This is a genomic window from Nitrosomonas sp. Nm51, from assembly GCF_900111165.1.
GTDB lineage: Bacteria > Pseudomonadota > Gammaproteobacteria > Burkholderiales > Nitrosomonadaceae > Nitrosomonas.
In genome coordinates, this window is sequence record NZ_FOGH01000026.1 from 25,047 (window position 1) to 33,461 (window position 8,415).

Genomic DNA, 8,415 nt, shown 5'->3' on the forward strand with positions numbered 1-8,415 from the left:
TTGCCGAAAGATACAGTACTTGAAAAGGGGTCCTTTTCAAGTACTGTAACGCGAGTGTAGGACACTACAATAACGCTGTACCTGACAGTATTATCTGGATAGAACGCTAGCTTAATAAGAAATCTTTGACAATAGAAATCTGTTTTTCATCAAGCAATATTGGCGCGTGCCCAATTCCGGGAAAATTAATAACTGTAGCGTGTGGGCCACGTTGCTGCATCTGCGCAGCAGTTTCAGCAAGCAAAACATCTGACTTATCCCCTCTGATCACTAAAGTAGGGGTTTGCAGTATGTCCCAGTACTGCCATAAGTCAACGTCATTCTGCAACGCATGCTCTTTAAAACTTGCGGAAATTTTGGGGTCATAATAAAAAGTGTAAGTACCGTCACCAAGCAGACGCGCGCTGTGTATCGTCAAATGACGCCACTGTGCATCAGTCAAAGGACCAAATGGTGCAGAAATCTTTCGGATATAGGCCTCAAATGACTCCAGGTCCTTGAAACAAATCCCTTTTCCAACATACTCAGACATCCTTTTCAGCGCAGCTACCGGAATTAATGGTCCAATATCGCTGATAACCATTCTGCGAATCGCATCTTTAAGGTCTATGGCTGTCATCATGCCGATTAATCCGCCCATAGAAATACCCACCCAGTCAATAGTTATAGTCGAACTATACTGACCTTGGATATGTCTAACGAGCGCAGCTGCGTCCGAAAGATATACCGGATAATAGTCATAGTCCCTTTCATCTTCAAGCCAATCGCTTTGGCCGCGCCCGACAACATCAGGGCAAATGATACGACACTGTGATGATAAATCAGACGCCAGATAGTCAAAATCCCTGCAATTGCGCGTCAAACCATGCACACAAAACACAATGTGCTGATTACTCATATCACCCCAATCCATATAAGCAATATGGTGCGGTTTTTTATGTGTACCGTCAGCCGACAGTGTTGGAACAAGGAGCTTTTTAAAGTGTTTGCCCATACCTATCTCTAATTAAGATATGACAGCCATAATTGTTTTGCAGCATTCAAATGAAAAACAAATAACATGCTGATGACCAGATATCACTATATATTTTCGCTGATGACAACGCGCTTATTCGAAATAGATAGCTATTTGTTTTACGATGTTGACTTCAATCACGAAACAATTAATGAACTGTTGCCGCTGGCACTCATTTTAGTGCTCAGCAAGGCATATTAACAACACAAAAACTTAAATTAACCATGTGAACGGACAACCATACAATCTATACCGTTACGCGACAGGTTTTGGCATGCAGTATGCGCCTGATTTTTCCGCAATCCCACAAGCCGTGCCCGATAAAATGTCCGGTTGCTGATTTCGACCTCAACTACAGCAACTTCCCCGGCCACCCAGCGGGTAGCCGCTTGGGCCTGAGCACGCGCGCGGCCTGGTTCGAAATATGAGCCAATCTGAACCGCCCAACTGTTGTTTTTTGGTAAATAGGTATTTACAGATACGTTGCTGACAGGGGTTAACCGACCCTGCAGTATTGCTGCAGGGTCTGGCTTGCCAGCCAATGTCAGGATGGGCTTAGCGGCAGGAATCGGTGCATCAGCGCGCAAATAACCTCGGGCAATCAGTTTATCACCTGTATTAATGCTGGAAGCAGCAATTTGGGTAACCGTTACCTGTTTAAAGCTACGATCTAGTAATTTTGCTGTGTGCTGATCCCGGGAAGAAGCAGTTTTCCCTCCCATAACGACCGCAATTAACCTGCGTTCACCACGTTTTGCGGAGGTGGCTACGTTGAATCCGGAAGCCCGAATAAAGCCGGTTTTTAATCCATCCACGCCCCGTGTAGTGCGCACCATGCGGTTATGACTGTTATATGTGGTTCCTTTATAATGGAACGACTGTGTTGAAAAATAATGATAATACTGGGGAAAATCTTTCATCAGGCGCACGGACAATATTGCCATGTCTCGTGCAGTTGTTTTTTGTGTGCGATTGGGCAGCCCGGAGGCATTGCGAAAAGTAGTCGAGTGCATTCTCATTTCACGTGCCTTGTCAGTCATCATTCGGCCAAAATTAGTTTCAGTTTTTCCCAACGCTTCGGCTACAACAGCAGCCGCGTCATTCGCCGAACGTACAATTAATGCTGGTATCGCATCACGCACATGCAGCATTTCACCAGCCCGCAAGCCGATATTCGTCTGCGGCATTGATGCAGCATGAGCAGAAACAGGCATACGGGTATCCAGCGTCATTTTACCTAATCGCATCGCCTCGAACAGCATGTACAGCGTCATCATCTTTGTCAAAGACGCGGGGTAACGGCTGGCATCCGCATTGGACTCATGTAGCACTGTGCCAGTATCGGCATTGATTACAATCGAGGCATAACGGGGATTTGCATGCACTCGACCGGCTACAGCCATTGATATCAATACCACCAAAACAACAAACCCTTTTATTCCGGTAAATTTTAAATCGAACATGCACTTACCCCGTTTAATGTGTCTGAAGTCTGCCAAAAACACAGATACTCAAATACGATAAATATATTTTGTCAACGATATTCGGACGCTTTACCAAAAGCGTTTATACACGCGTTTACATACGATCATGTACCGGCAATAACAATTATGTATCTGTTTTTATTGTTTACTATTTCATGCGGATACACACTATTGCTTAAATACAATTTCTTTGAACTTCATATCACTATTCTAATTGTATTGATCGCTATGCATAATTAAAAAAAACCATAAATAATGATGTTTTTTCTTGTATTATAAAAATTGGAAAATATTAATAATTTTTTTAAGTTCACACTGTAATATAATGATTATAATTAAACAAATATTTTTACAATTCTAGCGGCTGCACATAACCTGTTAACTCAAGATACCCTTTGCCGACATTTTCTCCATTTTGAAAAACAATTACAGCCCCTTCCCAGTACACAGCCCCTGCCGATCCGCGTGAATCCAATTCCTGATCATCTAATAACGGCACCAATCGCCATTCCATTTTCCCGGTACGAACGCGCATTTCAACCGGATAGGTAGCCTTGGTATGCGGGGATTCCCAGGTCCGTTCCGGAATAAACTCGACTTGGCCTGGGTTAAATTGCGTGACACGCCCCGCTGCATCACGCCGCGTACCATAGGCCCACAGTTTTGAACCTTGCTTACCGCGAATTCTGAATGCCATGAGAGCGGAGCCATCATTCAGATTTGCACTCATCCAGTCCCATCCATCTGCGCGCGGGTCAAGGATTTCCGATGACCATTCATGATCAAGCCAGGCCTGTCCATGCACAGCCAGAGATTTGCCTTCCTGAATCACCGTACCGGATACATCAAGGTGTGGTTCACTGTAGTAATAACTTGCCTGTTCTGTGTTAGGTCCTTTACGCGAAAAACCGCGTTCGCCTTGCAGCATGATTGCTTGCGTCGGCGTCAACGAAAGCTGGAAACTGAATTCTTCAGCCTGTACTTCAGTAACATACCGCCCATCTGGTTCGCGCTTGAAATACCAGTCATCCAACTTCACATCTGTATTCCCCTTACGGGCATAAGCCAGATCAAATCCTGCTCGCGCGGTCTTTTCACCATAAAGGAGCCTTCCCAATTCAGGATCGGACAATGCGGCATGCGCAATGATCAGTTGCCGGGGTGCAAAACGGCTGGGATTATCCAAATGATGACGGGTTGCGGTGCGAAAAAAAGTCACCTGAAAACCAAGTGCTTTATTTTCAGCGGTTTCCAGCCAGCCCGTAACATACCACCATTCGATACGAAAATCTGGATGCGCACCATAGTCCTGTGGAAATACCAGGGCATTGCCAGGGATAACCGGCGCATATTCTCGATCACCCGCTTGCAACTGTGAATGCAGTGTTGCGAACAAAAACATCGCCAAAGCTGCCGCTATTGGCATACATAACCTGTTACCTTTTTTTTGCATTACCAGTCTTCCCTAACAGCGCGGACAACGCTGCCGGAAACAGCACGGCGTCCGGCAATTAAGGCTGTAATGGATGCTGAAATCAGCATAATGCCCGCTATCAAAAGCAACCAGTTCCACGGCATATAAAGCTGCATGGTCCAATGAAATGATTGCGGATTAACGATGAAAATCAATATCAAGCTGATACACCATCCCAAAACAAATCCCAGCGCAACACCAAGCGCCGTCAAAAGACCGCCTTCAGCAGCCAGCAAGGTCAGCACCTGAGTACGGGTTACGCCAATATGGCGCAGCATGCCAAACTCTTTCGAGCGCGCCAGCATCTGCACAGAAAAACTGGCAGCAACACCGAGCAAGCCAATAATTACAGCGATAATTTCCAGCAGATACGTGACGGCAAAACTGCGATCGAAAATTTTTAAACTTGTATCGCGTATCGATTGCGATTGCGTGATTTCCAGCATATCGCCGTACGGTAATCGACGTAACGCGTCATACGCTTCATCCATGGTGACCGGTGAATGAAGCCATGCCGCCGCAGTATTTATGCTCATATCATTGGATAATTCCTGATAATCAGACAACTGAATCTGCACAGCACCAAACTGACGACCGTAATCCCGCCAGACACCAGCGACGATAAATGAATGCAATTCATTACCGACCGGTATCATAATTTGTTTACCCACGTTGTAACCGTATAAATCAACCATTGCTTCAGAAACCCATACTGGTCTTTCATGGTTTGATAACTGTCCAGGCGCAATATATTCACCTATGATTGGCAAAGTATTTCTGGGATCCATTGAATCGACAGGCCTTGCAATAAGCGTAATTTCAGGCCGATGCGGATCGAGAACCATTTTCTGATAACGTAAGAATTCAATACGCGAGAATTCGGACAATTCAGTCAATGATTTTTGCTCGCTTGGAGAAAAACCGCCCTGCCTGCCGCTATCTGCCGCGCGGACATAAAGATCCGCCGGTAAAACATGCTCCAGCCAGTTATCAACCGACACGCGAAAACTGAGCACCATAATAGCCATGGCTACCATCAGACTGAAACTTGCCAGCACACCGCTCAAAGCAACCGAAGCCTGGCCGGGCACATTCGCCAAACGCGCCAGCACCATCAGTACAGTTGCATGCAATTTACCGCAGTTGAACCTTTTATTGACCGTGGACAACGCAAAAGAAAAAAACCGTGCCGCAAAATACGGCATCAGTGCAAGGCCGCCAATCAACAGCAACGCAATGGCCAGATAGCCAAAAACCGGCAATCCGTAAACAGGCGGCAACTGCGCCAGCAACAACGCAAGAGACAAACACACAATTGCTGGCCAGGGTACAGACAAACAATCTATGGCATTGCTTTCTTGGCTTGACTTCAAGGCAATGGCTGGCTTGATCCGCATCGCGTCCCTGGCGGGTAAAACAGTTCCGAGCATGGTTACACCTAACCCTACGGAAAAATAAAGCATTGCAACAACAGAATCCATATACAAACCTGGCTGTATGTCCGAAAAAAAACCGCTGCCCAGATCGCCACCGAAAAACCGAATAACGAGTGCCGCAAATCCATACCCTAAAGCCAGCCCCAAAAAAGAGCCGACAACACCCAGCACAACACCTTCCGTCACAACTAGTCGCAACAGATGCAGCCGTGTAAAACCTAGCACGCGCAGTAATGCAAATTGGCTGCGGCGGCGGGCCACGGACAATGCCTGCGTGGAAAACACCAGGAAGGCCCCGGTAAATAACGCCACCAATGCAAGCATATTGAGATTAACACGGTAAGCACGAGACATACTGGCTAAACGCGCTTCCTGTTCAACAACTTCAGTAATAAAAAATTGTGCTCCCAGTTCTTTTTCCAGTTCTGCTTTAAACGCTGCATGATGAATCCCGGTGTCAAGCTTTAACTCAATACGTGATAGTAGTCCCAAATAGTTGAAGCGCCACTGCGCTGCACCTATATCCATAACTCCAATCCGTTGCCCTGCACGCGCCCGCGTGACGCCGCCAGCCACGCGCAATTCTATGGTTTGCGTGCCAACATTGAACTGCAGCATATCGCCTTGTTTAACCTGCAGCCATTTCATTGCCGCAGGGGAAAGAAAAATCGCATCATCTGACAAGCTGTCCATTGGTTGACCTTCTACCGGCACACCCAGCAAGTCTGGCGATATATCTGCAGCCCGAAACATGTCGATACCAAGTATTCTTAACTTGCGATCATATTCAACCCCATGCTCACCTGGTACTGGAACTGTGAACTCAAGCACGGGATTAATCAGCTCGATACCCTTGAACTGCGCAAGCTTTGGATAAAGCAGCTCATCAAAGTAGCCCTGTTTACTATAGACTTGTAAATCCGACTGCCCCGACAGATTTTTACTCGCTGCGGAAAATTCATTGAAAGCCGCCGTATTTATCAGATGAATTGAGAACCCCAGTGCCACACCGATCGCGATTGCCATTACGGCAACAATGACCTGCACAAAACGCGCACGCCATTCTCCTAACAGCAACCAACGGGACAGAGTCGAAGTATTCATCCGCTCCTGACTGACTCGGCTTTTCTCAAGCCATGCTTGGTCATTATCAGAACGGCATCTGCAGTAGCTGCGGCGGTATGTGAATGTGTAACAAGTATGCCCGATGCTCCATTTTTCTTGATTTCGGTACGTATGAGTTGCAAAATATCATGAGCGGTATCAGGATCGAGATTACCCGTTGGCTCGTCCGCCAGCACGAGTCTGGGACGATGCACCAATGCACGTGCGATTGCTACCCGTTGCAACTCTCCGCCTGACAGCTGATGCGGGAAATGATCCCCTCGGCCACTTAGTCCGACTTCGGCCAACATCAGCTCAATACGATGAGCCGGCATATTATTTAACAATAAAGGCAGTGCAATATTTTGTTTAAGCGTTAAATGCGGCAGGATATGGAATGCCTGAAAAATAAAACCCAGTGTTTTACGCCGCAATAGTGTTGCGTCATCATCATTGAGTTTTGAAATCACAACACCGTCAATCACCACTTCACCCGAATCCGGTGTGTCCAACCCTGCAACAAGATTGAGCAAAGTCGATTTCCCTACACCGGATTCACCCATAACTGCAACATATTCACCGGCTTTCAGTGTATAAGTTAGGTTAGACAGTACTTGCCTCTCCTCCGCATAGGCTTTACTGACATGATGTAATTCAAGCATAAATCGAAATTTTATTACCTATATAATATGCAGGGAAAGTCCCTGTCATGGTTCTGCATGTAAAGTTAAAGTTCCTCTACAGCTTGACGCAATGGATCTGAGTTACCCTATGACTCTGATTCTAGAAAATTAAATCATTCTTGGGTACACTTTGTCATTAGCAGTTTGTAAAAACATAAATAGTTAAATTATAGAGAATAGCATTCTTCCGTGGCGCAGTATCGAAATCAACACCGTTCATTTGCAACAGCATATGTTTAGTTTAGCTGGAGAAAAAATTGCTCAAAATCAATAACCTTTATATACCCAAAGTTTCCATCTTAATCATCAGCATTGATTTTTTATTGCTTTTGCTTGCTTTTTTTGGAGGAATTTACCTGCGGTTTGCCGAAGGGCAGGGATTTACCATATCCTTTTTCAAGGATTCATTTTTTGAAGCCTGTATTTTCATTTTTGCCATGATATTCAGTATGGCGGCCATGGGCATGTATCTCCCCGAAACACAACGCGATTTCAATACAACGTTATTTCGTCTGATGCCATCGGTTGCACTGTGCTTTGGATTAATGGCGTTCATCTTTTATATTTTCCCGGAAACTTATTTAGGTCGTGGCGCATTATTTAATGTTATGGTCCTCTCCTTTGTAGAAATTTTAATCGCCAGAGCCATCCTGCATAAAGGCGCCAGCGTGGACATTTTCAGGTCACGCACGTTGGTGCTGGGAACAGGTAAAAATGCAAATGACCTGATTAACACGGACGGCAAAATACCCGCACATCATCAACCCAAAATTGTCGGATTTATACCGTTTCCCGGAGAAGAGCACCGTGTGCCCGCTTCCTTAATTGTTACCGGCAAAGACTCACTGATGACATTAGCCGATACATACAGAGCTGAAGAAATAATTATTGCCCCCCAGGAAAGAAGGGGCGGTTACTTTCCCATACAAGAATTGCTTGAATGCAAAATGCGCGGTATCCGCGTCATGGACATCGCTACCTATTACGAACGTGAAAACGGTCATATCCGTATGGATTCATTATATCCAAGTTGGTTTGTTTTTGGAGGTGGATTTGATCAAAGTCTATTAAGGTCAACAATTAAACGGGCTTTTGATTTAATAGCCAGCCTTACGCTGCTAGCGCTGCCTATTACCCGTAATTATTGACTGGACATTTAATCTGTTTTCATGCAGGATGAGTAGCATGAAAACACAAAACCTAATAAAAAGCACTTTAT

7 protein-coding genes are annotated in these 8,415 nt (G+C 45.5%); 2 read left to right on the forward strand and 5 right to left on the reverse strand.

Annotated elements, in window-relative coordinates:
- Positions 1–106: 106 nt before the first annotated feature.
- The gene (locus tag BMY60_RS09710) at positions 107–994 is read right to left on the reverse strand and encodes an alpha/beta fold hydrolase (protein WP_090333247.1); all 888 of its coding nucleotides are present in this window, start codon (positions 992–994) and stop codon (positions 107–109) included.
- Between the two features lie 66 nt (positions 995–1,060).
- Between BMY60_RS09710 and BMY60_RS15780 the strand changes: the two genes are divergently transcribed.
- On the forward strand, positions 1,061–1,216 hold the full coding sequence (locus BMY60_RS15780; protein ID WP_177166645.1) for a hypothetical protein: 156 nt from the start codon (positions 1,061–1,063) through the stop codon (positions 1,214–1,216).
- A 17-nt stretch (positions 1,217–1,233) separates the two neighbouring features.
- Here the strand turns inward: BMY60_RS15780 and BMY60_RS09715 are convergent, their stop codons facing one another.
- The 4 genes from BMY60_RS09715 to BMY60_RS09730 form a co-directional block, all read right to left on the reverse strand.
- A complete protein-coding gene (locus tag BMY60_RS09715; RefSeq protein WP_090333248.1) occupies positions 1,234–2,478 on the reverse strand; it encodes a D-alanyl-D-alanine carboxypeptidase family protein in 1,245 nt (414 codons plus the stop codon).
- A 370-nt stretch (positions 2,479–2,848) separates the two neighbouring features.
- Positions 2,849–3,952 carry a lipocalin-like domain-containing protein gene (locus tag BMY60_RS09720; RefSeq protein ID WP_256250784.1) on the reverse strand — a complete coding sequence of 368 codons (1,104 nt, stop codon included), beginning with the start codon at positions 3,950–3,952 and terminating at the stop codon, positions 2,849–2,851.
- On the reverse strand, positions 3,952–6,513 hold the full coding sequence (locus BMY60_RS09725; protein WP_090333250.1) for an ABC transporter permease: 2,562 nt from the start codon (positions 6,511–6,513) through the stop codon (positions 3,952–3,954). Before BMY60_RS09725 ends, BMY60_RS09720 begins: the two co-directional genes overlap by 1 nt.
- Positions 6,510–7,175, reverse strand: a complete 666-nt coding sequence (locus BMY60_RS09730) for an ABC transporter ATP-binding protein (RefSeq protein ID WP_090333252.1) — start codon at positions 7,173–7,175, stop codon at positions 6,510–6,512. The genes BMY60_RS09725 and BMY60_RS09730 overlap by 4 nt, the downstream gene beginning before the upstream one ends.
- 278 nt (positions 7,176–7,453) lie before the next feature.
- Here BMY60_RS09730 and BMY60_RS09735 point away from each other — a divergent pair, with 278 nt between their 5' ends.
- Positions 7,454–8,344, forward strand: coding sequence for a hypothetical protein (locus BMY60_RS09735; RefSeq protein WP_090333253.1), 891 nt, complete (start codon positions 7,454–7,456; stop codon positions 8,342–8,344).
- Positions 8,345–8,415 lie beyond the last annotated feature (71 nt).

Excerpts from the sequence above, each read along its gene's own strand:
- BMY60_RS09710 (WP_090333247.1), bottom strand. The coding sequence starts at position 994 with ATGGGCAAACACTTTAAAAAGCTCCTTGTTCCAACACTGTCGGCTGAC.
- BMY60_RS15780 (WP_177166645.1), top strand. The coding sequence starts at position 1,061 with ATGCTGATGACCAGATATCACTATATATTTTCGCTGATGACAACGCGC.
- BMY60_RS09715 (WP_090333248.1), bottom strand. The coding sequence starts at position 2,478 with ATGTTCGATTTAAAATTTACCGGAATAAAAGGGTTTGTTGTTTTGGTG.
- BMY60_RS09720 (WP_256250784.1), bottom strand. The coding sequence starts at position 3,952 with ATGCAAAAAAAAGGTAACAGGTTATGTATGCCAATAGCGGCAGCTTTG.
- BMY60_RS09725 (WP_090333250.1), bottom strand. The coding sequence starts at position 6,513 with ATGAATACTTCGACTCTGTCCCGTTGGTTGCTGTTAGGAGAATGGCGT.
- BMY60_RS09730 (WP_090333252.1), bottom strand. The coding sequence starts at position 7,175 with ATGCTTGAATTACATCATGTCAGTAAAGCCTATGCGGAGGAGAGGCAA.